Below are 25,545 nucleotides of genomic sequence, written 5' to 3'. Positions count from 1 at the left end.
CCAGGCAGCCATCACCCTCGCCTCGCTCCTGATGTGGGCGTGACATTTGAAGACAGAACCTAGGGCCGGACGTACATGAACTACGGCTGGTGACAGGGCGGTTGGCCGACCGCCTTGGCTTTCGTGGACGACGTCGCGCCTCCAGAGTTGCCCACCGGATCCCCGGCGAACCGCCCTGGAAGCCGCGATTCGCACGCAAGCGTGATGACAAGTCGATAAACCCCTATCGCCATCTTTAGGCACATCTGCCCCTGGAGTGACACTTCACATGACCTCCGACCTCAAGCGACACAGGGGATGAATCGTTCCGGCACCCTTCCGGCCCATCCGCCCGCCACCGGCGCGCCGCGCCTGCCCGCCCTTCCCATTTTCGAACGGGTGTACGAACATGGAGGCATGGCCACCATCGACCGGCAGGCCACGACGCTGGCCCTCGCACACGCCCTGTCAGCCGCCGAACGCGGACTGGCCGTGATCCCCCTGTCCCGGACGAAGCTCCCGGCCCTGCGCTCCCCGCACCGCGACGACCCGGACCCGGCGGGGCGGCCCTGCCACGGCGCGTGCGGTCGCTTCGGCCACGGCGTGTACGACGCCTCCACCGACCCCGTCCGCATCCGCGAGCTCTTCGCCGCCGCGCCCCGGGCCACCGGCTACGGCATAGCCTGCGGGCTGCCCCCGTACCACCTGATCGGCGTCGACCTGGACACCAAGTCCGGCACGGACTCCTCGGCCGCCCTGCGGGAACTGGCCCTGCGCCATCTGTTCACGATCCCGGAGACGGTCGTCGTCCTCACCCCGAGCGGCGGCCGTCACCTCTGGCTGACCGGCCCGCCCGGCGCCGTCGTACCGAACTCGGCCGGCCGGCTCGCGCCCGGCATCGACATCCGGGGCGCCGGCGGCTACCTCGTCGGCCCCGGCTCCCGCACCGACCACGGCGTCTACACCGTCGCGCCCGGCACGGCCGACCTCGCCCCGGCCTCCTGCCCGCCGTCCCTCCTGCGGCTCCTGCTGCCCCCGCCCCGCGCGCCCCACCCCACCCGCCCGGCGGCGGGCGACCACGGACAGGGACTGGTCCAGTTCGTGCTCGCCGCGCACGAGGGGCAGCGCAACACCCGCCTGTTCTGGGCGGCCTGCCGCGCCTACGAGAACGGCATCGGGCCCGCCCTGGCGGACCCCCTCGTGGCCGCCGCCCGCGACACCGGCCTGACCGAACACGAGGCCCGCGCCACGATCGCGTCGGCGGCCCGGCTGACGGGGCACCGGCCGTGAGGCCGGCGCCGAGCCACGGGCCCCTTGGGAACAGGAGCTCAAAGGGCCGGCCCAGCAGCGACGGCTTCCTGTCACTCGGCGCGGCCGGCCCCCGCGCGCGAGCGGACACCGCTCAGCACGACGGCCCCTGACCGTTTCGCCTGGTCAGGGGCCGTTCACCTGCGCGGTGGGTGTGGGATTTGAACCCACGGTGGCTCGCGCCACGACGGTTTTCAAGACCGTTCCCTTAGGCCGCTCGGGCAACCCACCTCGCCCGCCCACCAGGGGCGGAGCGGGTACAGCGTACCGGGCGCGGGCCGGGGTGTGGGGGCATGGCCCCCGTGGGTCAGTTGTCGCCCACCCGGGAACCCAGCGTCAGTTCCACCGTGTGATCCTGGCCGCCCCGCTTGTAGGTGACCGTCACCTTGTCGCCCGGCTTGTGGGTCCAGATCTCCCCGATCAGGGTCGGTCCGCTGTCGATCACGTGGTCGTCGAACTTGGTGATGACGTCACCGGGCTTGAGGCCGGCCTTGTCCGCCGGACCGCCCGTCTCGACCGCTGCGGAGCCGCCCGTGCCCTGGTCGGTGATCTGCGCGCCGTCGCTGGAGTCCGTCAGGGAGACGGACGCGCCGATGCGCGCGTACACCGGCTTGCCGGTCTTGATCAGCTGCTGGGCGACGTACTTGGCCTGGTTGATCGGGATGGCGAAGCCCAGGCCGATCGAGCCGGACTGGCCGGTGCCGAAGCCGCCGCTGCCGGTGGACTGGATCGCGGAGTTGATGCCGATGACCGCGCCGGAGGCGTCCAGCAGCGGGCCGCCGGAGTTGCCGGGGTTGATGGACGCGTCGGTCTGAAGGGCGCTCATGTACGACGCCTTGCTGTTGGAGCTGCCGTCGCTGGAGGCCACCGGGCGGTTCTTGGCGCTGATGATGCCCGTGGTGACCGTGTTGGACAGGCCGAAGGGAGCGCCGATGGCGATGGTCTCGTCGCCGACGGCCACCTTGTCGGAGTCGCCGAGGGCGAGCGGCTTGAGGTCGGAGGGGGCGTTCTTGAGCTTGATGACCGCGACGTCGTAGCCCCGCGCGTGGCCGACGATCTCGGCGTCGTACTTCTTGCCGTTCGGGAAGGTGGCCGTCAGCTTGCCGCCGTCCACGGCGTCCGCCACCACGTGGTTGTTGGTGACGATGTGGCCCTGGGTGTCGAAGACGAACCCGGTGCCCGTGCCGCCCTCGCCGTTGGTGCTCTCCGCCTCGATGGTCACCGTGCTGGGCAGCGCCTTGGAGGCCACGCCGGCGATCGTCCCCGGCGCGCGCTTGACCTGCGTGACGCCGCCGTCGGACGCGGAGACGGTGGTGGAGCCGCGGTCGTCCCGGTCCTTGGCCAGGGTGTAGCCGAGGCCGCTGCCCAGGCCGCCCGCCACCAGCGCGGCCACCAGGACCGCCGCGACCAGTCCGCCGCGTCCGCCGCGCGGCTTGGGGGCGGGCTGCTGGTAGGTGCTTCCCCAGCCGGCGCCCGCGCCGCCGGAGCCGCCGTCGGCGTAGGCCGGGGTGGCCGGCGGCGGAGGCGGCCAGGAGCCGTCGGGGGCCGGGCCGGGCTGGTACGCGGGGCCGTGGTCCGCCGCCGCGGAGGCCGCCGGGGCCTCGTGGGGCACGGGCGGGAGCGGAGCCGTCGGCGCGTTCCCCTCGGGCGCGGGGCCCTGCGGGGACGCGGCGGGAGAGGCCATCGGCACGGGAGGTGCGGACGGCGCCGGGGGTACCGCGTTGCCCTCGTTCTCGGTGCTCACAGGTCTTCTCCTCGATCCACGCCTGGTGTCATCGGTCGCACTGGTCTGCGGTCAGCTTTTCCCACGGGCCGTCAGAGCACCATAAGCGGTGGCTGTGGGTCCGGCGACCGTCTTTATATAGGTTTATATAGGATCTTCCGGGCAAAGGTTTCATCAACCTGCATACCTCCTGCCCCGTTCGTCGCACCGGCGCGCCCGCGCCGCCACGTGTACCCCGCGACGGTGGCACCATGACGCGGTGACCCACGCCCGACAGCACTCCCTCCAGGTCGTCGCCCACCGCGGCGCCTCCGAGGACGCACCCGAGCACACGCTCGCCGCCTACCGGAAGGCCATCGAGGACGGCGCGGACGCCCTGGAGTGCGACGTACGGCTGACCGCGGACGGCCATCTGGTCTGCGTCCACGACCGGCGGGTGAACCGTACCTCCAACGGCCGCGGCGCGGTCTCCGCGCTGGAACTGGCCGATCTGGCCGCCCTCGACTTCGGCTCCCGGAAGACGCGCGAGGCCTGGCGCGGGCGGGACGAGGAACCCGACTGGGAGCACCGGCCGGAGGACCGCGAGGAGACCTCCGTGCTCACCCTGGAGCGGCTGCTGGGACTGGTCGCGGACGCCGGGCGGCGGGTGGAGCTGGCCATCGAGACCAAGCACCCCACGCGCTGGGCGGGGCAGGTCGAGGAGCGGCTGCTGACCCTGCTGAAACGGTTCGGGCTGGACGCGCCGGCCTCCGCCGCCGAGTCGCCGGTCCGGGTCATGAGCTTCTCGGCGCGTTCGCTGCACCGCGTGCGGGCCGTGGCGCCGACGCTGCCGACGGTGTACCTGATGCAGTTCGTCTCGCCCCGGCTGCGCGACGGACGGCTGCCCGTGGGCGTGCGCATCGCGGGCCCCTCGATCCGCATCGTGCGCGGTCACCCCGCCTACGTGGAGCGGCTGAAGCGGGCCGGTCACCAGGTCCACGTGTGGACCGTGAACGAGCCCGAGGACGTCGACCTCTGTGTCGGACTGGGTGTCGACGCCATCATCACCAACCGCCCGCGCGCGGTGCTGCGGCAACTGGGCCGCTGAGCCGGCCGGTCCCGTCCCCCCTCGCCGTGCGGGCCCGTCACGGGGTGTGCTCCGGCGCGTTCGCCGCGTGTCCATCCGTATCGAATGCGACACCGGAAGAGGATTGGCCGGTTTCCGGTACAAGCCAAGAGGGCATCCACCCCATGGCGTGGGGCGAAGGAGGTCTCGGGGGTGGCGTTGGTGGTGGCACAGGAGGTGCCCACGTCGTCGAGCATGGCCGTTCCCCATGGCCCTGCGGGCGTGGGGAAGGCGCGGCACCGGATGCGGGCGCAGCTGCGCAGCGGTGGCGTATCCGAATCGATCATCGACGACGCCGTACTGATCCTTTCCGAACTGCTGAGCAACGCCTGCAAGCACGGGCGGCCCCTGGGCGACGCGTCGGCCGGGGACGGGGACGTCCGCGCCGCCTGGCGGGTCGACGCGCGCGGGCGGCTCGTCGTGGAGGTCACGGACGGCGGCGGCCCGACCCGCCCGGCGCCGGCCACGCCCTCGGTGACCGCCCACGGCGGTCGCGGGCTGAACATCATCACCGCCCTCGCCAACGACTGGGGCGTCCGGGACGACGTCCGGGGCGAGGTGACGGTCTGGGCGCTGGTCCACGAGGACGTCCACGATCCCGACGCCGGGTACCAGCGCGGGGGTTTCGCTACGCGCGTCACCCGGTCCGCGCCGCTGCCCGACCTGTCCGGGCTCGACTTCGCCGACGTGTTCGACGACCTCGACTGAACCAGGGCGGCGTGTCCCCCGTCCACCGCCCGCGGATTCGCCCACCGGCGTCGAGCGCGCGTGCGTTGTCCACAGGTTCCCGTCGGCCATGGTCCGAACGGCTAGGCTCCGGACGTACGAGAAGAGCCGTAACCGGGAGACACCCACCATGGCCAAAAAGCGACCCCAGACGAAGGTCAAGCCGCAGCTGATCGACGGGGAGATCCCGGTTGTCGGCGCCCGCGAACCCTGCCCCTGCGGCAGCGGCCGGCGTTACAAGGCCTGCCACGGCCGGGCCGCCGCGCACGCCGCGACCGAGCTGGTGCAGCGCCCGTTCGAGGGACTGCCGGGCGAGTGCGACTGGGTCGCGCTGCGCGAGCTGGTCCCGGCCGCGACGGCCGGGCTGAGCCTGCGCGACGGCCTGCCCGAGGGCGTCCCGTCGGTCACCCTGACCACCGTGCTGCCGATGGCCTGGCCGGCGCTGCGCCGCGACGACGGCTCGGTGCTGATCGGCCTCCAGAACGACACGGCGTCCGGTGACATCAGCCGCGACCTCGCCGACACGCTGCTGCGTGCGCTGGAGGCCGCGCCCGGCACCCCGGTGCAGGGCCGCCGGGCCCCCGCCGAGGGTCCGCGCCTCCAGGACCTGCTCGACCCGGAGGGCGCGTTCGAGCCGGTCGTGCACAGCGGCTTCGAGTTCTGGGTGCCGGACGCGGAGAACGCCACGCCGGAGGTGGCGGCCTCCCTGGAGCGGGCCAACGCCGCCGCCATCCCGACCGTGAAGCTGTCCGGCGTGGACGCCGCGTACTGGTGCGAGACCCCGGACAAGAACCACCTTCGCTGGGTCATGCCCCACCCGGAGGAGCAGCTTCTGGACGCCCTCGCGCGGTTGTACGCGGCGGGCCGGTCCAGCCTCGGCGAGGGCACCCGGCTCGTGGGCTCCTTCCGTGCTCACGGCCTCACCGTGCCGGTCTGGGACCTGCCGACCGGGGTCACCGCGGAGGACGTGGAGAAGCCGGCCGCCGAGTTCGCCGAGCGCCTCGCCGCCGCCCTCGCCGTCCAGGAGCCGCTGACTCCGGACGAGCGCCGGGCACGCGGCGGCCTGACCAACCGGCAGGTCACGCTCAGCTGACGCCCCGCGCGCGGGTGTCACGGCTGACCGGTCGGTCAGCCGTGACACCGGACCGCGCGGCAGGTGACTCCTGTCACAACTCCCGGTTCCGACAGGGAAATCGGTGTCCGAATCGCCAACCCGGAATTTGCGAACCGCCGATCTCTTGTTACCGTTCCAGTAGCCCGGTTGCTGGTGCATCCCCCGTCGCCAGCAACCGGGTCTTTCCATGCCCGCGTACGGCGGGACAGCGCGCAGCCGCCTGCCAACTCCCCTCGGCAGCTCAGGAGTTGCTGCCGGAGCGGAGCAGCAGTGCCCCCTCGGGGCCGCGCTCGGCGAACTCGCTGACGGCCGTGTAGGCGTCCGGCACGCCCCGGCTGCGCTCACGCGGCGTCTCACAGGTGGCGGGCTCGTCGTCGGCCCCGGTGGCACAGCGCATCTGCACGGTCCGGTCGCCCGGACCCATCAGGCTCAGCACGGAGTCCAGCGACCGGCCGGTGGCATTGCGGTAGTAGGTGCGCGCCCAGGTGTCCTCGCCCCGCGTCAGCACGCAGGTCTGTGCCTCGATGCCGTCGGGCGAGGTGAGTTCGGGGCCGCAGCGGGCGGCGGTGGTGAGCCCGAGACCGAGCAGGTGGGGGGAGCGGCTGCCGGTGTCCGGGCGGGCCGGGGCGTCACCGCGGGAGGCGGCCGGTACGGCGGCCCGGCCGGTGTCGCCCGCCTGCCGCGCGGAGGCAACGGCCAGCGGCAGCGCGACCATGGCGGCCACGAAGCCCGCGAGCGCGAGCAGACGGAACTGCCGGGGGTCGGGCCTTCGGTGGGTGCGCCGGCCGCGGTGCGGCCGTGGGGCACGGTGGCCGCCGGGTTGACGCTGCATATGCGGACGATAACGAGCGAGCGGGGCTCGCCCGCCCCGCCCGCGCCCGACACCCCTACAACTCGGGCGCGCTCACACCCGTACGAGTGAGGGCGTCGACCACGGCGTCCACGACGGCCTCCACATCCGGCACCCAGGGCGCGGCCGAGCCGGGCAGCGGCGCGCGCTCCCAGCGGACGGCGCCCTGGCCGGTCTCGGACGGGGGCAGCGCGACATAGCCGCCCTCGCCGTGGAAGCGCAGGGAGCCGGGGACGAAGTCCTTGGCGTAGAGCAGTTCGCCGAGCTGCTCCATGGAGTACGGCTTGACGAGCAGCGCCCAGCGGGTGGGCGAGGCGATCACCGGTCCGAGCCGCATGCCGCGCCGGTCGAGCAGGGCCAGGGCGCGGGAGGCGGCGAGCGCCGGCAGGCTGACCGCGCAGGGCGCCGTGCCCCCGGTGGCCAGGATGATCGGGGCCGCCGGCCGGTTGGTCCACCACCAGCGCACCATGCGCGCGTCGGTGGTGGCGGCGAGCAGGCCGGGGTCGAAGGGGTGCGCACCGGGCACCGTGCACTCCGGGTCGGGGCAGGCACAGCGGGCCCGCCCCTGCGGGTCCGGCGCCACGCCGGGGAGCACCGGCCACTGCCACTGCGCCGCGAAGGTCAGGGCCGCGCCGATCAGTTCAGGCCTCCCGTCGTTCCGCCTGGACAGAAGCCTGCGTCGCCTTCCGAGGATCTCGCGCATGAGCGCTCGTTCCTTTCCGTTGCACCGCTGGCAACACCGTGGGCCACATCACACCATGTGTCGATCACTTCACTGTGCGTACCTGTTGGCGCATCACACCCCCGCGCACGGCAGGGGGAACCCCAGGGGGTCGAGCATTGGCCGCGTCCGCGTCCATAGTGCGTCTATCAAAAGCACGGCTGCGGCGTGGGGGTGGCGAAGTCTGGCGTTTTGCCGTCGCGCGTATTTCTCTCCGCCTCCGCCACGGGAGGATGGGGCTCGGCCGTCGGTGGCTATGACGCCCGGGTCCGTCGCCAGGTTCCGGGTAGCCCCCAACCACCCCTGGCCTTCTCCGAGTACGTACCCATCACGACCGCTGTGACGCTCCGTGGAGCAAGGCCAGTCGACCGCAATGAACCGATACCTAAGGCAGTTTTGAGCCAACTTGGCAGTAAGGCAAGAGGTTCGAGGAAAACCCTCACCAACCTCATGGACACCAGGAATCCCCGCAGGACAATGCTGGACATCCCCTCATGACTGCGTGTACATGTGGAGACACTGCTAGCGGCGCAGAATGACATGGGGGTTTGCGATGCTTTTCAGCAATACGCACCGGTCTGAGGGCCGGACGCCATGAACGCCCCGCACCCTCCGAAAGTGGCTGGAATCGATCCTACGGCTCCCCCGCCCGCCCACACTGCCGCACCCGCCTCCCCCGCCTCAGGCACCTCCGGCTCCGCCCCCGCGGTCCCCGCGCCGCACAGTCCCGCCCCGGGCGCCCTGCTCCAGGACCGGCTGGCCGGCTGGGTCTCCGACCTCACGACCCTCCACGAACTCACCGAGCGCCTCTCCCGCACCGGCGCCCTCGACCCCGCCCTGCACGAACTGATGCGCGCCGGCGCCGCCCTGGTCGGCGCCCGCCGCGGCCTGGTCGTCCTGGAGCCCGCCGACGGCGACGGTCCGCGCACCACCCTCGGCCTCGGCCTCGGCCGCGCCGACCTCGGCCACATCGAGACCGTGCCGCGCGGCGCCCTGCCGTACGACCCCGGCGGCACCGCCGAGATCGTCCACCGGGACCTGTTCGCGGAGGAGGGCCTGGACCCCCGCCACCGCGAGGTGGCCGCCCGCCTCGGCTACGCCGCCAGCTACGCCCTCCCGCTCGCCACCGAGTCCGCCGGCCGCCTCGGCGCCGTCGTCTGGCTCTACGACGAACCGGCCGAGCCGCACGAGCGCCGGCGCCACCTCGTGGGCCTGTACGTCCGGCACGCCACCGAGCACCTCGCCCGGCTGCTGGAGGTGGAGCGCACGCGCGCGTGCGTGGCGACCCTCACCGACGAACTGCTGCCCGCCCGGCTGCCCCGGGTGCCCGGCGTCCAGCTCGCCGCCCGCCGCCGCGCGGGTCCGCGCGGCGGCGGTGACTGGTACGACGCCCTGCCGCTGCCCGAGGCCGCCCTCGGCCTCTCGGTCGGCTCGGTCACCGGCTCCGGGCCGAGCGCGGTGGCCGCCATGGGGCGGCTGCGCGCCTCCCTGCGCGCGTACGCCGTGATGGAGGGCGAGGACCCGGTCGCCGTCCTGTCCGACCTGGAGCTGCTGCTGCGGCTGACCGAGCCGGCCCGCTCGGCCACCGCCCTGTTCGCCTACTGCGAGCCCGCCGTGCGCAAGGTCACCCTGGCCGGTGCCGGGCACAGCCCGCCGCTGCTGATCGGCGAGCGGCGCACCGAGTTCGCCGAGACCTCCGTCTCCGCGCCGCTCGGCATGCTCGCCTGCTGGGAGGCGCCCAGCGTGGAGATCCAGGCGGAGGCCGGGGAGACGGTCCTGCTCTACACCGACGGGCTGCTGCACCGTACCGGCGACCCGATGGACCGGGCCTTCGCCCGGCTGCACGCAGCCGCCGCGAGCGTCCCGCGCGCGGCGCGGCAGGATCCGGGAGCCGTCGCCGACCACGTCCTGCGCGCGGTCCTGCCGGACGGCCTGGACACTGCCGACAGCGAGGAGGACGTCGTCCTGCTGGCGGCCCGCTTCGACTGAGCGCGCGCTCCGGGCGGCTGGCATGACCGGGCATAACAGGTCATCCGCCGCCGCCCGCTCCTGGTGCGACCGTACGATGATGGAGGTCCCCGCTCGGCCACAAGCAGGAGCGTCGCGGGCCCCGGGGGAGATCACTGGCGTACCGAGGAGGATCACGTGTCCGACGAGCTCAACCCGGCTGTCCCCGACTCCGCTACCGCGGAGGGCCCGGAGACCGAGGCCGAGGAGACCGTCAAGCAGCGGAAGAACGGCCTGTACCCGGGCGTGTCCGACGAGCTTGCCGAGAACATGAAGTCCGGCTGGGCCGACACGGAGCTGCGTGACCTGGAGCCGATCCCGCAGGCCGCCGAGACCGCGCGCCGCCGTGCCGCGCTCTCCGCCCGCTTCCCGGGCGAGCGCCTGGTGGTCCCGGCGGGCAACCTGAAGACCCGCTCGAACGACACCGAGTACCCCTTCCGCGCCTCCGTCGAGTACGCGTACCTCACCGGCAACCAGACCGAGGACGGCGTCCTGGTGCTGGAGCCCAAGGGCGACGGCCACGAGGCCACCATCTACCTGCTGCCGCGCTCCGACCGCGAGAACGGCGAGTTCTGGCTCTCCGGCCAGGGCGAGCTGTGGGTCGGCCGCCGGCACTCCCTCGCCGAGTCCGAGGCGCTGTACGGCCTCCCGGCCGCCGACGTGCGCGAGCTGGCCGACAAGCTCCGCGAGGCCACCGGCCCGGTCCGCGTGGTGCGCGGCTACGACGCCGGCATCGAGGCGGCCCTGACCGACAAGGTCACCGCCGAGCGCGACGAGGAGCTGCGCGTCTTCCTCTCCGAGGCCCGTCTCGTCAAGGACGAGTTCGAGATCGGCGAGCTCCAGAAGGCCGTCGACTCGACGGTCCGCGGCTTCGAGGACGTCGTCAGGGTCCTCGACAAGGCCGAGGCGACGAGCGAGCGCTACATCGAGGGCACGTTCTTCCTCCGCGCGCGCGTGGAGGGCAACGACGTCGGCTACGGCTCCATCTGCGCGGCCGGCCCGCACGCCTGCACCCTGCACTGGGTCCGCAACGACGGCCCGGTCCGCTCGGGCGACCTGCTGCTGCTGGACGCGGGCGTGGAGACCCACACCCTCTACACCGCCGACGTCACGCGCACGCTGCCGGTGGGCGGCACGTACAGCGAGATCCAGAAGAAGATCTACGACGCCGTGTACGACGCCCAGGAGGCCGGTATCGCGGCCGTGAAGCCGGGTGCCAAGTACCGCGACTTCCACGACGCCGCGCAGCGCGTGCTGGCCGAGAGGCTCGTCGAGTGGGGCCTGGTCGAGGGTCCGGTCGAGCGGGTCCTGGAGCTGGGCCTCCAGCGCCGCTGGACCCTGCACGGCACCGGGCACATGCTCGGCATGGACGTCCACGACTGCGCCGCCGCGCGGACCGAGACGTACGTGGACGGCACGCTGGAGCCGGGCATGGTGCTCACCGTCGAGCCGGGGCTGTACTTCCAGGCCGACGACCTGACCGTGCCGGAGGAGTACCGGGGCATCGGCGTCCGGATCGAGGACGACATCCTCGTCACGGAGGACGGCAACCGGAACCTCTCCGACGGTCTGCCGCGTCGCTCCGACGAGGTCGAATCGTGGATGGCCTCCCTGAAGGGCTGATCTGCGTTTGAATGGCCGGGCACCGGGGAGGTGCCCGGCCATTTCGTCTGCGGGGGCAGCCGTGGCCGGCCGCGCGGTTTCCCGCGCCCCCTCGGGGCGCGTGCAGTGACGGGGGTGGAAACGTGGACGGCTTCTGGTCGGGCGTCGGTGTCGACCTGCATCTCGAACCCGATTCGGTGGACGGCCGCCGGGTGGGGCTCGAACGAGCCCTCAGGGACGCCGTACGGGACGGGCGGCTCGCGCCCGGTACCCGGCTGCCCGCCACCCGGCGGCTCGCGGCCGACCTCGGGATCTCGCGCGGCACCGCGAAGGCCGCCTACGACCAGCTGGTCGCCGAGGGGTACCTGACGGCACGGCAGGGCTCGGGCACCCGGGTCGCCGAGCTGCCGGCCGTGCAGGCGGAGGAGCCGGGGACGGACACGCGCGCGCGTGCGCCGCGTCTCGATCTGCGTCCCGGCAGCCCGGACGTCGGCGCGTTCCCGGCGGCGGCCTGGCTGCGCGCGCTGCGCCGCGCCATAGCGACGGCGCCCTCGCTGGCGTTCGACTACGGCGACCCGCGCGGCCGGATCGAGCTGCGCACCGCGCTCTCCGGCTATCTGGGGCGGGCGCGCGGGGTGCTGGCGCCGCCGGATCGGATCGTCATCACCTCGGGCTATGTGCAGGGCCTGGCGCTGCTCACGCGGGTGCTGGACGGCGCCGCCGTCGCCATGGAGGACCCGGGGCTGCCCTTCCACCGGGAGGTGGTGCGGCACAACGGCGGAACGGTCCTGCCGGTGCCGGTCGACGCGCGCGGGGTACGCCCCGAGGAACTGGGCGGGGCGGCGGCCGTGGTGGTCACGCCGGCCCACCAGTACCCGACCGGGGTGACCCTGCACCCCGAGCGGCGCCGGGCGCTCACCGACTGGGCACGCGCGCGGGGCGGACTGATCGTGGAGGACGACTACGACGGCGAGTTCCGCTACGACCGCCAGCCCGTGGGCGCGGTGCAGGGGATGGCGCCGGGCCAGGTGGTGTACCTGGGCACCGCCTCCAAGACCCTGGGCCCGGCGCTGCGGCTCGGCTGGATGGTGCTGCCGCCGCACCTGGTCGACGCGGTCGCCGACGCCAAGCTGCACAGCGACCACCACACCGAGACCATCGGCCAGCTCGCGCTCGCCGAGCTGATCGACAGCCACGCGTACGACCGCCATGTGCGCGCGTGCCGGCTGCGCTACCGGCGGCGCCGGGACCAGCTGCTGGACCGGCTGGGGGCGCGCCGGAGCGTGCGGGGGATCGCGGCCGGGCTGCACGCGCTGATCGAGGTGCCGGACGAGGCCGCGGTCCTGGCCCGAGCGGAGGCGGAGGGCCTGGCGCTGGGCGCGCTCGGCGACCACTGGCACACCCCGGGCCCCGGCCGGCCCCAGGGCCTGGTCGTCGGCTACGGCACTCCGCGGGAGCGGCTGTACCCGGAGGCGCTGGAGACCCTGGCGAAGGTCCTCGGACAGCCCGGCGGCACCGGCAGGGCCGCCGCTAGGCCGTGAGGAGGGACGGGTCCTTCCGCCATTTGAGGATCTTGTCGAAACTGACCACCGTCCCGCCCCGGCCGGGCTTCGGGCCGATGTGCACGTGGTCGGCCAGTTCGCGGATCAGACAGAGGCCGCGGCCGTGCTCGGCGTCGGGGCGGGCCGGCCGGGGGTCCTGCGGGCGGGCGAAGCCGGGACCGGAATCGGTCACTTCGATACGGCACTTCTCGCCGTCGAGATAGGCGGTCACCCGGTACGCCTCCGAGGCGCCGCGGGCGGCATCCCCGCCGTGCTCGACGGCGTTCGCGCAGGCCTCGCTCAGGGCGACGGACAGGTCGTAGGAGATCTCCGGGTCGACGCCCGCTGTCTCCATCGTGCCGATCAGCAACCGCCGGGCGAGCGGCACGCTGGCGGCCTCGCGCCGCAGATGGAGTGACCACCAGATGCTCATGCTCCAGCCTCCTGGCCGCGGCTCGACATACCGTTACGTATTGCCGCCCGTAGGCGGCCGTAAGCACCGCGTCGACGTGTCTGCGCCCGTCCGGCCGATGCGCCGGGGGAGGAATCGGTGTATGAGGGACGCCTCAGGCGCCCTGCCGTATACGCGCGGTAAGGGCAGTGCGATGATGGCCCCGCCATGACTGCCCCCCACCCACGCACGGCGCACTCCGGAGCCGGACTCCGGATCCTGCGGGCCGCGGTGTTCGCCGCGGTCTGCGTCGCGCTGGCCGCGGGCGGGCACTTGCTGGCCTCCTGCGCGCGCGTGCCGCTGTGGACGCTCGGCGCGGGCTTCCTCGGCGCCCTGCTGCTCGTGGCACCGCTCGCCGGGCGGGCCCGCTCGCTGCCGGGCATCGCCGTACTCCTCGCCCTCGGCCAGACCGTGCTGCACACGCTGTTCGGGCTGGGCCAGCACGGGGCGACGATGGCCTCCGCCGGGATGTCGATGGGCTCGACGGGGTCGACGGGTGCCGTGCTGAGCGACAGCGCGCTGGTCGAGCAGGCCACGCGGCTCGTGTGCGGCTCGACCGCCGCGTCCCTCACTCCGGGACACGCATTCCGCCTGCTGCTCGACGCGCGTCTCATCGACCGCGCCGGCCGGCCGACGGGGGCCATGGGCACCTTCGAGCACGTTCACGACGCCACCGGCGCCTCGGCCGGTCTGCTGCCCTCGCTGCCGATGCTGCTCGGCCATGTGCTCGCGGCCGTCGCCGCCGGCTGGCTGCTGCGCCGCGGGGATCTCGCGGTGCTGCGGCTGATCGAGCTATCGGCGCATGGAGTCGCGGAGGGGGCGCTCGTACGATCCCTGCGCGCGGCTCTCGCGCTGACGCGCGCCCTGTGCGCCGGGCTGCTGCCCGCCACCGGGCCCGGCCCGCGCGGCCCCCGCCCCGGCCGGGACGAGGCGCCGGCCCCGCACACCGCCGCACTCCAGCACACGGTGATCCGGCGCGGCCCGCCCGCCGCCGCCTTCCTCCTCGCCGCCTGACGCGGCCACCGCTCCCCCGACACGGACCCGGTGCGCCGCCGACGCGCGGCACGCGCGCGTGCGCGTCCTGCCGAGCCGTACGGGCGATTTCCGTGCCGTACTGCGACCACACCCCTCACGCGCGCGTATCCCTCTTCATCACCGGTTCCCACTCAGAGTGGAGTGCTTCCTTCCATGAAGGCTTCTCGTATCGCCGCCGCCGCCGCTGTCGCGGGTACGGCCGTCCTCACCCTGTCCGCCCCCGCCTTCGCGCACGTCTCCGTACAGCCCGAGGGCTCCGCGGCCAAGGGCGGTTACGCGGTCGTGGACTTCAAGGTCCCGAACGAGCGGGACAACGCCTCGACGACCAAGGTCGAGGTGAACTTCCCGGCCGACCACCCGATCGCCTCGGTGATGCCGGAGGCGATCCCGGGCTGGAAGATCGACATCACCAAGTCCAAGCTGGCCAAGCCGCTGACCATGCACGGCGAGAAGATCGACGAGGCCGTCACCAAGGTCACCTGGACCGCCGACGGCAAGGGCATCGAGCCCGGCTACTTCCAGAAGTTCCCGCTCTCCCTGGGCGCACTGCCCGAGAACACCGACCAGCTGGTGTTCAAGGCGATCCAGACGTACTCCAACAAGGAGGTCGTCCGCTGGATCGAGGTGCCGCAGAAGGGCCAGGACGAGCCGGAGAACCCGGCCCCGGTCCTGGAGCTGTCCGCCGCCACCGACGACCACCACGGCACGGCGAGCGCCGAGAACACCGCCGAGAAGACCGGGAAGACGACCGCCGCCGAGGACTCCGGCGACGGCAGTGACACCACCGCGCGCGTGCTCGGCGTGGTCGGCATCGTGATCGGCGTCGCGGGCGTGGCCTACGGCGTCCTCGCGGGCCGCCGCCGGACCGCCGCCTGAGCCTTCGTTCCGCAGCGCGCACCGGGCGCCGTACGTCCCCGGCAGCCGGGCCGTCGTACGACCCCGGTGCGCGCCGCAGTTCACACATCTGGGACATTTTTCTATGCGCAAGAAGACGTTCACCGCGGCCGTGCTGCTCGCCGCCGCCACCCTGACCCTCTCCGCCTGCGGCAGCGGCGACGACGGCAAGTCGCCGGTCGCCGTGGTCTCGGGAGGGTCGGACGCGGGCAAGGTCGCCACCGTGCTGGACCAGCCGTTCGACAAGCCGGGCCTGGTCCTGACCGACACCCACGGCGAGAAGTACGACCTCCGCAAGGAGACCGAGGGGCACCCGACCCTGGTCTACTTCGGCTACACGCACTGCCCCGACATCTGCCCGACGACGATGAGCAACATCGCCGTCGCCAAGAAGGCGCTGCCCAAGGCCGAGCAGGACGACCTCCGGGTGGTGTTCGTCACCACCGACCCCGGCCGCGACACCCCGGCCGAGCTGGGCAAGTGGCTCAAGGGCATCGACCCGCAGTTCATCGGCCTGACCGGCGACTTCGCCAAGATCCAGGCCGGCGCCCGGTCCGTCGGCATCTCCGTGGAGCCGACGACGAAGGACAAGAACGGCAAGCTGGTCTCCGTCCACGGCACCCAGGTCGTCGCCTTCTCGCCGAAGACCGACGCCGGATACGTCCTCTACGGCGAGGACGCCACGGTCGACGACTACACCAAGGACCTGCCCAAGCTCGTCAAGGGAGCCAACCCGTGAGGCGCCGTGCCGCGGTCCTGACCGCGGGCGCGCTCGCCGGGGCCCTGGCCCTCACCGGCTGCTCCGGGTCCGGCTCGGGGTCGGACAAGGCCGAGCTGTCCGTCGGCTCCTCCTACATGCCCCAGCCCGTCTCCGCCGACATGGCCGCCGGGTTCCTGACGATCACCAACAAGGGCGGGGCCGGGGACGAGCTGACCTCGGTCACCAGTGACGTCGCCGGCGAGGTGACCATGCACAGCACGGTCGGCGGCGCCATGGCGGAGAAGTCCTCCTTCGCGATACCGGCCCACGGACGGCTCGTGTTCCGAAGCGGTGGCAACCATCTGATGTTCGAGAAGCTGAAGCGCGCGCCGAAGCAGGGCCAGACGGTCACCGTGAAGCTCACCTTCAGCGCGTCGGAGCCGCTCACCGTCGAGATGCCCGTCAGGTCCGCCACGTACAACCCGTCGACCGGCCACTGAGGGAGGGATCACCGTGACCCGGACCACCGCCCCCCGCGTGCGGATCCTGGTGCTGCTGTTCATCGCCGTCACCGGCGCGCTGCTGGCGGGCGCCGGACCGGCCTCCGCCCACGCGGCGCTGACCGGCAGCGACCCCGCGCAGGGGGTGGTGGCCGACAAGGCACCCACCCAGGTGTCGCTCACCTTCTCCGAGAAGGTGGCGCTGAACGACGACTCCCTGCGCGTCCTCGACCCGAAGGGCAAGCCGGTGCAGACCGGCAGCCCGGCCAACGTGAGCGGGACGACGTACGCCGTGCGGCTCAAGAGCGGCCTGGCCGACGGCACGTACACCGTCACCTACCAGGTCGTCTCCGCGGACAGCCACCCCGTCGCCGGTGCCTACACCTTCTCCGTCGGGGCGCCCTCGCAGACGGTCGTCTCCGGCGCCGGTCCGGCCGCGGGCGGCGGGGTCGTGGGCGGGCTCTACGCGTTCGGGCGGTACGCGTCATACGCCGGGTTCATCGTGCTCGCCGGCGGCGCGGCCTTCGTGCTCGCCTGCTGGCGGCACGGCGCGGGCGTACGGCCCCTCCAGCGGCTGGTCGTCGGCGGCTGGGTCGCCTTGACGGCGGCCACCCTGTGGCTGCTGCTCCTGCACGGCGCGTACACCGGTTCCGGAAAGTTCGCCGACGTCTTCGACCTCGACCTGCTCGGCCAGGTGCTCCAGACGAAGACCGGTGCCGCGCTGGTCTCCCGGCTGCTGCTGCTCGCCGCCGCCGCGCTGTTCGTCGCCGTCCTCTTCGGCACCTACGCCCGCCCGTCGCCCACCACCACCCTGAACGACGGCGCTGCGCGCCGGCTGCCTGATCCCCGGGAGGAGGGCGAGGAGAAGCGCGACCTGGCCTTCGGGCTCGCCGTCGGCGGAGTGGTCGTCGCGGCCGGTCTCGCCACCAGCTGGGCCATGGCCGAGCACGCCTCGACCGGGCTCCAGCCGGGTATCGCCATGCCGGTCGACGTCGTCCACCTGCTGGCCGTCGCCGCCTGGCTCGGTGGCCTCACCGCCCTGCTGACCGCGCTGTACCGGGCACCCGCCGAGACCCCCGTCGAGGCCGCCGCCGTACAGCGCTTCTCCCGCGTGGCCTTCGGCAGCGTCCTCGCCCTCGTCGTCACCGGTGCCTACCAGTCCTGGCGGCAGCTCGGCTCCTGGTCGGCGTTCACCGAGACCCGGTACGGGCAGTTGCTGCTGGTCAAGATCGGGCTGGTGGCGGTGCTGGTCGGCATCGCGGCCGTGTCCCGGCGGTGGACGGGACGGCTCACGGACCCGGCCGTCCGCACCGGGAAGGCGCGGAAGACCCAGGCCCGCAAGGAGCAGGTCGCCGTCTCGAAGGCGACCGGTGACGGCAAGCGCACCGGCACCGGTTCCCGTGACACCCAGCGCGCCGCCCAGCTCGCCCGGCAGCGCGCGGCCGTCGACGCCGCGCGGGAGAAGCGGCTGCGGGACGGCGACGCGAACCGCTTCGGCCTGCGCCGCTCGGTGCTCGCCGAGGCCGGCGTGGCCATCGTGCTGCTCGCCGTCACCACCGCGCTGACGCAGACCGAGCCGGGCCGCACCGAGCAGGAGGCCAAGGCGGCCACCTCCGCGCCGGCGGACTCCGGCACCAGGGCGGCGTCCGGCGCGCTCACCCTGGACATGCCGTTCGACACCGGCGGCACCGACGGCAAGGGCGTCGTCAGCATCGACCTCGACCCCGCGCGCGTGGGCGGCAACGAGATGCACGTCTACGTCCAGCGCCCCAACGGCCGGGCCTTCGACGTCCCGGAGGTGAAGGTCTCCTTCACCCTGGAGGCGAAGAAGATCGGTCCGCTTCCCGTGAACCCCGACCACATCACCACCGGCCACTGGTCGGCGAGCGGAGTGCAGATCCCCATGGCCGGCGACTGGAAGATCGCCGTCACGGTCCGCACCTCCGACATCGACCAGGTGACCGTCTCCAAGAACGCGCAGATCGGCTGAACCACACCATGCCCGACCAGTCCATCCCTCAGGCCCGCACGCCCGACGCGCCGCCGGCGGAGCCCGTGTCCGGGGCGAGCGGCATCTCGCGGCGCGCCCTGCTCGGCACCGCCGGCGCCACCGGGCTCGTGCTCGGCACGGCCGGCGGGGCCGTGGGCTACGCCTCCGCGCCCGCCGGGGCCACCCCGCTCACCTCGGTGGGTTCGGGGCGGGCGATGTTTCACGGGAAACATCAGCCCGGCATCACCGAGGGCCTCCAGGCGCGCGGCCATCTCGTCGCCTTCGACCTGGCGGCGGGCGCGGGGCGCAAGGAGGCGGCGGCCCTGCTGCGCCGCTGGTCCACGACCGCCGAGCGGCTGATGGCGGGCGAGGCGGCCCCGCACGGCGACACCGATGTGGCCCGGGACGCGGGCCCGTCCTCGCTGACCCTCACCTTCGGCTTCGGCTACAGCTTCTTCGGCAGGACGGGCCTGGAGAAGCAGCGGCCCGGTGCGCTCGACCCGCTGCCGGACTTCTCCTCCGACCACCTCGACAGGTCCCGCAGCGACGGCGATCTGTGGGTGCAGATCGGCGCGAACGACGCCCTGGTCGCCTTCCACGCCCTGCGCACGATCCAGAAGGACGCGGGCTCGGCCGCCCGGGTGCGCTGGCAGATGAACGGCTTCAACCGCAGCCCCGGCGCCACCGCCCACCCCATGACGGCCCGCAACCTGATGGGCCAGCTCGACGGCACCGGCAATCCCAAGCCCACCGACACCGACTTCGACCAGCGGATCTTCGTGCCGGCCTCGGGCGAGCCCGCGTGGATGGCCAACGGTTCCTACGCGGTCGTACGCCGTATCCGCATGCTCCTGGACGACTGGGAGAAGCTGTCGCTCACCGCCCAGGAACAGGTCATCGGGCGCCGTAAGGCCAATGGGGCGCCACTGTCCGGCGGCGACGAGACGACTCCGATGGACCTGGAGAAGAGCGACGCGCACGGCGACTACGTCGTCCCGCTCAACGCGCACGCCCGGATCACCCGGCCCGAGAGGAACGGCGGCGCGGCCATGCTGCGGCGCCCGTTCTCCTACCACGACGGCATCGACGCGGACGGCACGCCCGACGCCGGTCTCCTCTTCATCTGCTGGCAGGCGGACCCCCTGCGCGGCTTCGTCCCGGTGCAGCGCAAGCTCGACCGGGGTGACGCGCTGTCGAAGTACATCCGGCACGAGGCGAGCGGCCTGTTCGCGGTGCCGGGCGGGGCGGCGAGGGGGGAGTACGTGGGGCAGCGGCTGCTGGAGGGCTGAACCCGGGAACCCGGGGTGTGCGGGGTGAACCGGGTTCAAACCACCTGGTCGAGTGGTTGTCGTCGAACGCCTCAGCCGAGCGGGCCCACGGCCATTAGGGTGAGGACATGCCAGCGAGCTATGCCTACCTCGGCCCGGAGGGCACCTTCACGGAGGTCGCCCTGCGCAGGCTTCCGGAGGCGGCCACCCGGGAGCTGATCCCGTACGTCTCGGTGCAGTCCGCGCTGGACGCGGTCCGGGCCGGCGAGGCCGAGGCCGCGTTCGTGCCGATCGAGAACTCCGTCGAGGGCGGCATCACCACCACCCTGGACGAGCTGGTCGCGGGCGAGCCCCTGATGATCTACCGCGAGGTGCTGCTGTCGATCACCTTCGCGCTGCTGGTCCGCCCCGGCACACGGCTCACGGACATCAAGACGGTCTCCGCGCACCCCGCGGCCCAGCCGCAGGTGCGCAACTGGCTGCGCGCGAACCTCCCGGAGGCCGCCTGGGAGTCGGCGGCCTCCAACGCGGACGCCGCCCGCCTGGTCCAGGAGGGCCGCTACGACGCCGCCTTCGCCGGCGAGTTCACGGCCGCCCGGTACGGCCTGGAAGCACTGGAGACCGGGCTCCACGACGCGGAGAACGCGCAGACCCGGTTCGTGCTGGTCGGCCGCCCGGCCCGGCCCGCCGCGCCCAGCGGTGCCGACAAGACCTCCGTGGTGCTGTGGCAGCGGGATGACCACCCCGGTGCCCTGCGCGACCTGCTCGGCGAGTTCGCCTCGCGCGGCATCAACCTCATGCTGCTCCAGTCCCGGCCGACCGGCGCCGGCATCGGCAACTACTGCTTCTGCATCGACGCCGAGGGGCACATCGCCGACCGGCGGGTGGCGGAGGCGCTGATGGGGCTGCGGCGGATCTGCCTCCAGGTGCGCTTCCTCGGTTCCTATCCGCGCGCGGACATCGCGCCGGACGGGGCCCGGCCGACGCTGCCGGGAACGTCGGACGAGGAGTTCATGGCGGCGGCGGACTGGGTGGCGCGCTGCCAGGACGGCCGGTTCTAGCCGTCGTACAGGCGGACGCCGACCGGTCGTACCTGCGGACGAACGTTATCCACAGAAGTTATCCACAGGTTCCCTTCTCGACCTGGGGACAAGTCGACAGAGTGGTGCCATCGGGTCGACAAATCGCCCGGGGAGCCCCGGTCGGGGTCACCGGCGCCTGGCTCACCCTTCGTCCACGCGTTTCCTTTGGTTCATCTTTGGGGGCGACCGTTTTCCACCCGAAGGTGGGTGTCGACGTGGTTTGACCCAGGAATTCTTCCGTCCGTTCGCGGTTTCCGGAGTGATCAATTCCGAAGTCCACAGATCTTCCACACAGCCTGTGGATAACTCCTGGGAGGGTGTGGATCGCTGTGGACAACCGACCCGCCAAATCCCGTTCTCCACAAGGAAGTCGAGTCAACCAGACGCCCGGGATGTGGCCCGTCCCAGGGAGTGAGACACTTTCCCCTTGACGCCCGGCATGACGTACGGACGACACACCGCAACACACTGGGCAATTACCGCATTACGGAACGTACGCCGCGAAACAGAACTCCTTGATGAGTGAGTCGTGAGCCGCGACCCCGCACCGGTAGCCTTGCCCTCGTGATTGACCTTCGCCTGCTCCGTGAGGACCCCGACCGTGTGCGTGCGTCCCAGCGCGCCCGTGGAGAGGACGTCGCGCTCGTCGACGCCCTCCTGTCTGCCGACGAGCGGCGCAGGTCCTCCGGCGTCCGCTTCGACGAACTGCGCGCCGAGCAGAAGCAGCTCGGCAAGCTGATCCCCAAGGCCGGCGCCGAGGAGAAGGCCGAGCTGCTGGGGCGCGCCGAGCAGCTGAAGGCGGACGTGAAGGCCGCCGACGCCGAACGCGACGCCGCCGACGCCGAGACCCAGGAACTGCTGCTCAAGCTCGGCAACCTCGTCCACCCCGACGTGCCCGTCGGCGGCGAGGAGGACTTCGCCACGCTGGAGACGCACGGCACGATCCGCGACTTCGGTGCCGAGGGCTTCGAGCCCAAGGACCACCTGGAGCTGGGCCAGCTGCTCGGCGCGATCGACGTCGAGCGCGGCGCCAAGGTCTCCGGCTCCCGCTTCTACTTCCTCACCGGTGTCGGCGCCCTGCTGGAGCTGGCCCTGGTGAACGCGGCGATCTCCCAGGCCACCGCCGCCGGCTTCACGCCGATGCTCACCCCGGCGCTGGTCCGCCCGCAGTCCATGGCCGGCACCGGCTTCCTCGGCCAGGCCGCCCAGGACGTCTACCACCTCGACAAGGACGACCTGTACCTGGTCGGCACCTCCGAGGTCCCGCTCGCGGCCTACCACATGGACGAGATCATCGACGCGGACCGGCTGCCGCTGCGGTACGCGGGCTTCTCCCCGTGCTTCCGCCGCGAGGCCGGCTCGCACGGCAAGGACACCCGGGGCATCTTCCGCGTGCACCAGTTCGACAAGGTCGAGATGTTCTCGTACGTCGCTCCCGAGGACTCGCAGGCCGAGCACCAGCGCCTGCTGGAGTGGGAGAAGCAGTGGCTGACCTCGCTGGAGCTGCCGTTCCGCGTCATCGACGTGGCCTCCGGTGACCTCGGCTCCTCGGCCGCCCGCAAGTTCGACTGCGAGGCGTGGATCCCGACCCAGGGCAAGTACCGCGAGCTGACCTCGACCTCGGACTGCACCGAGTTCCAGGCCCGCCGGCTGTCCATCCGGGTCCGCGACGGCAAGCAGGTCAAGCCGCTCGCCACCCTCAACGGCACGCTGTGCGCCGTACCGCGCACGATCGTGGCGATCCTGGAGAACCACCAGCAGGCCGACGGCTCCGTCCGGGTCCCCGAGGTGCTGCGCCCCTACCTGGGCGGACGTGAGGTCCTGGAGCCGGTCGCCAAGTGACCGGCTTCCCGTACCGACTGATCGCCACCGACCTCGACGGCACGCTCCTGCGCTCCGACGAGTCGATCTCGCAGCGCACCCGTGACGCGCTCGCCGCGGCCACCGCGGCGGGCGCCGCGCACATCGTCGTCACCGGCCGCGCGGTCCCCTGGACCCGGCACATCCTGGACGACCTCGGCTACGACGGCCTCGCCGTCTGCGGTCAGGGCGCCCAGGTGTACGACGCCGGCTCCCACCGCCTGCTGACCTCGGTCACCCTGGACCGGCAGCTCGCGGGCGTGGCCCTCGCCAAGATCGAGGCCGAGGTGGGCCCGCTGTACCTGGCGGCGAGCCGGGACGGCCTGGACGGCGAGGTGCTGGTGGGCCCGGGGTACGCGGTCGTCGGCAAGCTGCCCGGCACCCCCCTCACGGACGCCTCCGACCTCTGGACGGCGCCCCTGAACAAGATCTACATACAGCATCCGACGCTGGGCGACGACGAGCTGGCGGAGGCGGCCCGGCAGGCGGCCGGCGGCTTCGTCACGGTGGCCATGGCGGGCGAGGGCATCGTGGAGCTGCTCCCGCTCGGCCTGTCCAAGGCCACGGGCCTCTCCCTGGCGGCCCGCCGCCTGGGCCTGAAGGCCGCCGACACGATCGCCTTCGGTGACATGCCCAACGACATCCCGATGTTCGCCTGGGCGGACCGCGGCGTGGCCATGGCCAACGCCCATGCGGAACTACGGGCGGTGGCCGATGAGATCACGTCCTCCAACGAGGAGGACGGGATCGCGGTCGTGCTGGAGCGGCTGCTCGGCTAGCGGGCCACCGCGTCAGCGCAGGTAGCGGGCCCGGGCCGGGTACGTCTCGGCCTCCCCGGCGGCCATCATGCTGCCGTCGGACCGGGGCGGCATGCGCGGCCGCCCCCGGGCGGCGGCTGGGTGGGCGGCCCACGCGAGAGCGACGTCGCGTGCTCGAAGCGGCCACCCCTGGCAGTCCCCGTGGCCTCACGGAGATGCCCCCAGCCGGTGACGCCCGGACGATCCCGGGCGTATGGGGCACACCCACTGTGCCCGGCGCCGGAGTGGGGCGCCACCGAAAAAACCGGACAGGCGGACGGCCGCTACCGGCGGCGCCACCGGCGGCGCCGCGCCTTGCTGAAGAACCAGCCGGCCGGCGGGTCGTCGGAGCGCCACGGCTGCGGCTCGGGCGCCTCGGCCCGCCAGCGCGCGGCGAGCATCCGGGCCCGGGCCGACGGCTCGGAGGTCCCGGCCGCGCGGACGAACGCCTCGTCCAGGACGACGTCGTCCCACGCGTCCTCGCCGGTCCGCTCCCGCCCTTCGTGCTGCGGCGTCTCCTCAGCCATCTCCGGCCTCCCAGCCGTCCGTCCGCTCAGCCCAGTGTGCCCGGGCCGGGGTGAAGCCCCCGTCAAGGACGATGCCCGTCACTCCTCGCCCGCGAGCGTCAGCGACCGCAGCTTCTGACCGGCGTACCAGGTGGCCAGGACGGTGACCGCCACCAGCAGCACGGTGGCCGTCGGCAGGCCCACCTCGGAGGTCACCAGATCCCCTCCGGCCAGCTTGTGGGCGACGGCGAGCGACCACTGCTGGACGCTCAGCGTGCGCGCGCCCGGCACCAGGGAGCCGAACAGCGCCTCCCAGACCAGGGCGTAGACGAGCCCGAAGACCACCGCGTGCCGGGAGACCGTGCCCAGCAACAGGAACAGCGCCGAGTAGGCGATGGAGGAGACGAGCGCGGCGACCGTGTAGGCGACGGCGATCTGCTGGCCGTTGCCGTTCAGGATGAGACCGGCGATCAGGGTCGGCACTGCCGAGAAGACCATGGTCACGGCGATGGCGACGATCAGCTTGGTGAAGATGATCGTGGGCCGCTTGAGCGGCTTGGACAGCAGGTAGACGACGGAGCCGTCGTCGATCTCCGGACCGATCGCGCCGGTGCCGGCGATGACACCGATGATCGGCACCATCGTGGCGAGCGCGAAGCCGCCGAGCACGTCCGAGGCCGTCTGGTCGTCGGCTCCGGTCAGGGCGCGGACGGCCACGGAGATCACGATGAGCAGCAGCGGGAGCGCGCCGAGGATGAGGGCCCGGCGGCGGCCGAGCAGGGCTCGGTAGGTCAGCCGGGCGACGGTGGGGTCGTACATCTTCGGCCTCCTACGCCGCGACCAGGTACGAGAAGACGGACTCCAGGGACTCGTCGGACGGCGAGACCGTGAGGAGCCGGATGCCGTGGTCCCTGGCGACCTTCGGCAGCAGGGCGGTGAAGCGGCCGAAGTCGACGGCCTGGACGCGCAGGGCGCCCTCGGCGTGGTCGACCTCGATGCCGGCCGTCGACGGGTCGGCGATCAGCGCGGCCGCGAGGGCGCGGTCGTCGCTGGAGCGGACCAGGTAGCGGTGCGGGCGGTCGGTCATCAGACGGCGGATCCTGCGGAAGTCGCCGCTGGCCGCGTGCCGTCCGGCGACCACGACCTCGATGTGCCAGGCGAGTTGCTCGACCTCTTCGAGGATGTGGGACGAGAACAGCACGGTGCGGCCCTCGTCGCCCATGCGCCGCAGCAGGTCCATGAGCTGCATGCGCTGGCGCGGGTCCATGCCGTTGAAGGGCTCGTCCAGCAGGAGCAGCGAGGGGTCGTGGACCAGGGCGGACGCCATCTTCACGCGCTGGCGCATGCCCTTGGAGTACGTGGCGATCTTGCGGTCCTGTGCGTACTCCATCTCGACCGTGGCGAGGGCGCGCTGGGCGGCCTTGTCGCCGAGGCCGTGCAGTTCGGCGTTGGCCACGACGAACTCACGGCCGGTGAGGAAGTCGTACATCGCCTCGCGCTCGGGGACGATGCCGATGTGCCGGTAGATCGCCTCGTTGCGCCAGACCTGCTGCCCGTCGAGGGTGACGGTGCCGGTGGAGGGGGCGAGGAAGCCGCCCATCATGTTGATGAGGGTGGACTTGCCGGCGCCGTTGGGGCCGAGCAGGCCGGTGACGCCGGGGCCGATGGTCATGGTGATGTCGTTGACGGCGACCACGTTGCCGAACCAGCGCGAGACGTGGTCGATGACGAGGGTGCTCATGGGCGCGGCCCGTTCCTTAGAAGGGTGGTGGTGGCCGGACGGGTG

At 72.7% G+C, this 25,545-nt stretch carries 23 protein-coding genes and 1 tRNA gene; 16 read left to right on the top strand and 8 right to left on the bottom strand.

The genetic code is table 11. The annotated features are described in order from the left end of the window. The first annotated feature begins 396 nt into the window (after positions 1 to 396). On the top strand, positions 397 to 1,269 hold the full coding sequence (locus IE294_RS20755) for a bifunctional DNA primase/polymerase (protein ID WP_189888253.1): 873 nt from the start codon (positions 397 to 399) through the stop codon (positions 1,267 to 1,269). Between the two features lie 164 nt (positions 1,270 to 1,433). Here the strand turns inward: IE294_RS20755 and IE294_RS20750 are convergent. Both IE294_RS20750 and IE294_RS20745 read right to left on the bottom strand, forming a co-directional pair. After that, positions 1,434 to 1,518: transfer RNA gene (locus IE294_RS20750), tRNA-Ser, on the bottom strand. 76 nt (positions 1,519 to 1,594) lie between these two features. Beyond that, positions 1,595 to 3,031, bottom strand: a complete 1,437-nt coding sequence (locus IE294_RS20745) for a S1C family serine protease (RefSeq protein WP_189888251.1) — start codon at positions 3,029 to 3,031, stop codon at positions 1,595 to 1,597. A 238-nt stretch (positions 3,032 to 3,269) separates the two neighbouring features. Between IE294_RS20745 and IE294_RS20740 the strand changes: the two genes are divergently transcribed. The 3 genes from IE294_RS20740 to IE294_RS20730 all read left to right on the top strand — a co-directional run bounded on the left by IE294_RS20740 (position 3,270) and on the right by IE294_RS20730 (position 5,934). Then, positions 3,270 to 4,097 carry a glycerophosphodiester phosphodiesterase gene (locus IE294_RS20740; protein WP_189888249.1) on the top strand — a complete coding sequence of 276 codons (828 nt, stop codon included), beginning with the start codon at positions 3,270 to 3,272 and terminating at the stop codon, positions 4,095 to 4,097. Between the two features lie 84 nt (positions 4,098 to 4,181). Beyond that, complete coding sequence (locus IE294_RS20735; RefSeq protein WP_189888247.1) at positions 4,182 to 4,823, top strand: ATP-binding protein; 642 nt, start codon at positions 4,182 to 4,184, stop codon at positions 4,821 to 4,823. A 148-nt stretch (positions 4,824 to 4,971) separates the two neighbouring features. Next, on the top strand, positions 4,972 to 5,934 hold the full coding sequence (locus tag IE294_RS20730; RefSeq protein ID WP_189888245.1) for a DUF5926 family protein: 963 nt from the start codon (positions 4,972 to 4,974) through the stop codon (positions 5,932 to 5,934). 262 nt (positions 5,935 to 6,196) lie between these two features. Here IE294_RS20730 and IE294_RS20725 read toward each other — a convergent pair whose 3' ends face one another. Beyond that, entirely contained in the window at positions 6,197 to 6,670 is a 474-nt protein-coding gene (locus tag IE294_RS20725; protein WP_189888284.1) for a hypothetical protein, read from the bottom strand. A 172-nt stretch (positions 6,671 to 6,842) separates the two neighbouring features. Beyond that, positions 6,843 to 7,508 carry a bifunctional DNA primase/polymerase gene (locus IE294_RS20720; protein WP_189888243.1) on the bottom strand — a complete coding sequence of 222 codons (666 nt, stop codon included), beginning with the start codon at positions 7,506 to 7,508 and terminating at the stop codon, positions 6,843 to 6,845. 612 nt (positions 7,509 to 8,120) lie between these two features. Between IE294_RS20720 and IE294_RS20715 the strand changes: the two genes are divergently transcribed. From IE294_RS20715 to pdxR, 3 genes are all read left to right on the top strand, one after another. Further along, positions 8,121 to 9,515 (top strand): PP2C family protein-serine/threonine phosphatase, encoded by a 1,395-nt coding sequence (locus IE294_RS20715; RefSeq protein WP_189888241.1) that lies wholly within the window; start codon positions 8,121 to 8,123, stop codon positions 9,513 to 9,515. A gap of 156 nt (positions 9,516 to 9,671) precedes the next feature. Then, the gene (locus IE294_RS20710; protein ID WP_189888239.1) at positions 9,672 to 11,156 is read left to right on the top strand and encodes an aminopeptidase P family protein; all 1,485 of its coding nucleotides are present in this window, start codon (positions 9,672 to 9,674) and stop codon (positions 11,154 to 11,156) included. 122 nt (positions 11,157 to 11,278) lie between these two features. After that, the gene (gene pdxR / locus IE294_RS20705; protein ID WP_189888237.1) at positions 11,279 to 12,676 is read left to right on the top strand and encodes a MocR-like pyridoxine biosynthesis transcription factor PdxR; all 1,398 of its coding nucleotides are present in this window, start codon (positions 11,279 to 11,281) and stop codon (positions 12,674 to 12,676) included. Here pdxR and IE294_RS20700 read toward each other — a convergent pair. Further along, positions 12,666 to 13,109 carry an ATP-binding protein gene (locus IE294_RS20700; RefSeq protein WP_103813639.1) on the bottom strand — a complete coding sequence of 148 codons (444 nt, stop codon included), beginning with the start codon at positions 13,107 to 13,109 and terminating at the stop codon, positions 12,666 to 12,668. The two genes, pdxR and IE294_RS20700, sit on opposite strands and share 11 nt — an antisense overlap. 186 nt (positions 13,110 to 13,295) lie before the next feature. Here IE294_RS20700 and IE294_RS20695 point away from each other — a divergent pair, with 186 nt between their 5' ends. The 9 genes from IE294_RS20695 to IE294_RS20655 all read left to right on the top strand — a co-directional run bounded on the left by IE294_RS20695 (position 13,296) and on the right by IE294_RS20655 (position 23,235). Then, complete coding sequence (locus IE294_RS20695) at positions 13,296 to 14,141, top strand: hypothetical protein (RefSeq protein WP_189888235.1); 846 nt, start codon at positions 13,296 to 13,298, stop codon at positions 14,139 to 14,141. A 174-nt stretch (positions 14,142 to 14,315) separates the two neighbouring features. After that, a complete protein-coding gene (locus IE294_RS20690) occupies positions 14,316 to 15,038 on the top strand; it encodes a YcnI family copper-binding membrane protein (RefSeq protein ID WP_189888233.1) in 723 nt (240 codons plus the stop codon). Positions 15,039 to 15,141: 103 nt separating this feature from the next. Beyond that, a complete protein-coding gene (locus IE294_RS20685; RefSeq protein WP_189888231.1) occupies positions 15,142 to 15,795 on the top strand; it encodes an SCO family protein in 654 nt (217 codons plus the stop codon). After that, positions 15,792 to 16,256 carry a copper chaperone PCu(A)C gene (locus IE294_RS20680; protein WP_189888229.1) on the top strand — a complete coding sequence of 155 codons (465 nt, stop codon included), beginning with the start codon at positions 15,792 to 15,794 and terminating at the stop codon, positions 16,254 to 16,256. The genes IE294_RS20685 and IE294_RS20680 overlap by 4 nt, the downstream gene beginning before the upstream one ends. A 13-nt stretch (positions 16,257 to 16,269) precedes the next feature. After that, positions 16,270 to 18,246: a copper resistance CopC/CopD family protein gene (locus IE294_RS20675; protein WP_189888227.1), complete on the top strand. Its 1,977-nt coding sequence runs from the start codon at positions 16,270 to 16,272 to the stop codon at positions 18,244 to 18,246. Between the two features lie 8 nt (positions 18,247 to 18,254). Then, the gene (efeB, locus tag IE294_RS20670) at positions 18,255 to 19,535 is read left to right on the top strand and encodes an iron uptake transporter deferrochelatase/peroxidase subunit (protein ID WP_189888225.1); all 1,281 of its coding nucleotides are present in this window, start codon (positions 18,255 to 18,257) and stop codon (positions 19,533 to 19,535) included. A gap of 107 nt (positions 19,536 to 19,642) precedes the next feature. Then, a complete protein-coding gene (pheA, locus tag IE294_RS20665; RefSeq protein ID WP_189888223.1) occupies positions 19,643 to 20,575 on the top strand; it encodes a prephenate dehydratase in 933 nt (310 codons plus the stop codon). A gap of 585 nt (positions 20,576 to 21,160) precedes the next feature. Continuing rightward, positions 21,161 to 22,438, top strand: a complete 1,278-nt coding sequence (gene serS / locus IE294_RS20660; RefSeq protein WP_189888221.1) for a serine--tRNA ligase — start codon at positions 21,161 to 21,163, stop codon at positions 22,436 to 22,438. After that, positions 22,435 to 23,235 carry an HAD family hydrolase gene (locus IE294_RS20655; RefSeq protein WP_189888219.1) on the top strand — a complete coding sequence of 267 codons (801 nt, stop codon included), beginning with the start codon at positions 22,435 to 22,437 and terminating at the stop codon, positions 23,233 to 23,235. Before serS ends, IE294_RS20655 begins: the two co-directional genes overlap by 4 nt. Positions 23,236 to 23,537: 302 nt before the next feature. Here the strand turns inward: IE294_RS20655 and IE294_RS20650 are convergent, their stop codons facing one another. The 3 genes from IE294_RS20650 to IE294_RS20640 form a co-directional block, all read right to left on the bottom strand. Beyond that, positions 23,538 to 23,780: an SGM_3592 family protein gene (locus tag IE294_RS20650; RefSeq protein ID WP_189818434.1), complete on the bottom strand. Its 243-nt coding sequence runs from the start codon at positions 23,778 to 23,780 to the stop codon at positions 23,538 to 23,540. Positions 23,781 to 23,858: 78 nt separating this feature from the next. Then, a complete protein-coding gene (locus tag IE294_RS20645; protein ID WP_014673707.1) occupies positions 23,859 to 24,578 on the bottom strand; it encodes an ABC transporter permease subunit in 720 nt (239 codons plus the stop codon). A 10-nt stretch (positions 24,579 to 24,588) separates the two neighbouring features. Continuing rightward, on the bottom strand, positions 24,589 to 25,500 hold the full coding sequence (locus IE294_RS20640) for an ABC transporter ATP-binding protein (RefSeq protein ID WP_189888218.1): 912 nt from the start codon (positions 25,498 to 25,500) through the stop codon (positions 24,589 to 24,591). Positions 25,501 to 25,545 lie beyond the last annotated feature (45 nt).

The organism is Streptomyces canarius (assembly GCF_014650735.1).
In the GTDB taxonomy this organism is placed as follows: Bacteria; Actinomycetota; Actinomycetes; order Streptomycetales; family Streptomycetaceae; genus Streptomyces; species Streptomyces olivaceoviridis.
This window is presented reverse-complemented; position numbering and strand designations above follow the sequence as displayed.

Excerpts from the sequence above, each read along its gene's own strand:
- IE294_RS20755 (WP_189888253.1), top strand. The coding sequence starts at position 397 with ATGGCCACCATCGACCGGCAGGCCACGACGCTGGCCCTCGCACACGCC.
- IE294_RS20735 (WP_189888247.1), top strand. The coding sequence starts at position 4,182 with ATGCGACACCGGAAGAGGATTGGCCGGTTTCCGGTACAAGCCAAGAGG.
- IE294_RS20730 (WP_189888245.1), top strand. The coding sequence starts at position 4,972 with ATGGCCAAAAAGCGACCCCAGACGAAGGTCAAGCCGCAGCTGATCGAC.
- IE294_RS20725 (WP_189888284.1), bottom strand. The coding sequence starts at position 6,670 with ATGGTCGCGCTGCCGCTGGCCGTTGCCTCCGCGCGGCAGGCGGGCGAC.
- IE294_RS20720 (WP_189888243.1), bottom strand. The coding sequence starts at position 7,508 with ATGCGCGAGATCCTCGGAAGGCGACGCAGGCTTCTGTCCAGGCGGAAC.
- IE294_RS20715 (WP_189888241.1), top strand. The coding sequence starts at position 8,121 with ATGAACGCCCCGCACCCTCCGAAAGTGGCTGGAATCGATCCTACGGCT.
- IE294_RS20700 (WP_103813639.1), bottom strand. The coding sequence starts at position 13,109 with ATGAGCATCTGGTGGTCACTCCATCTGCGGCGCGAGGCCGCCAGCGTG.
- IE294_RS20695 (WP_189888235.1), top strand. The coding sequence starts at position 13,296 with ATGACTGCCCCCCACCCACGCACGGCGCACTCCGGAGCCGGACTCCGG.
- IE294_RS20690 (WP_189888233.1), top strand. The coding sequence starts at position 14,316 with ATGAAGGCTTCTCGTATCGCCGCCGCCGCCGCTGTCGCGGGTACGGCC.
- IE294_RS20685 (WP_189888231.1), top strand. The coding sequence starts at position 15,142 with ATGCGCAAGAAGACGTTCACCGCGGCCGTGCTGCTCGCCGCCGCCACC.
- efeB (WP_189888225.1), top strand. The coding sequence starts at position 18,255 with ATGCCCGACCAGTCCATCCCTCAGGCCCGCACGCCCGACGCGCCGCCG.
- pheA (WP_189888223.1), top strand. The coding sequence starts at position 19,643 with ATGCCAGCGAGCTATGCCTACCTCGGCCCGGAGGGCACCTTCACGGAG.
- IE294_RS20650 (WP_189818434.1), bottom strand. The coding sequence starts at position 23,780 with ATGGCTGAGGAGACGCCGCAGCACGAAGGGCGGGAGCGGACCGGCGAG.
- IE294_RS20645 (WP_014673707.1), bottom strand. The coding sequence starts at position 24,578 with ATGTACGACCCCACCGTCGCCCGGCTGACCTACCGAGCCCTGCTCGGC.
- IE294_RS20640 (WP_189888218.1), bottom strand. The coding sequence starts at position 25,500 with ATGAGCACCCTCGTCATCGACCACGTCTCGCGCTGGTTCGGCAACGTG.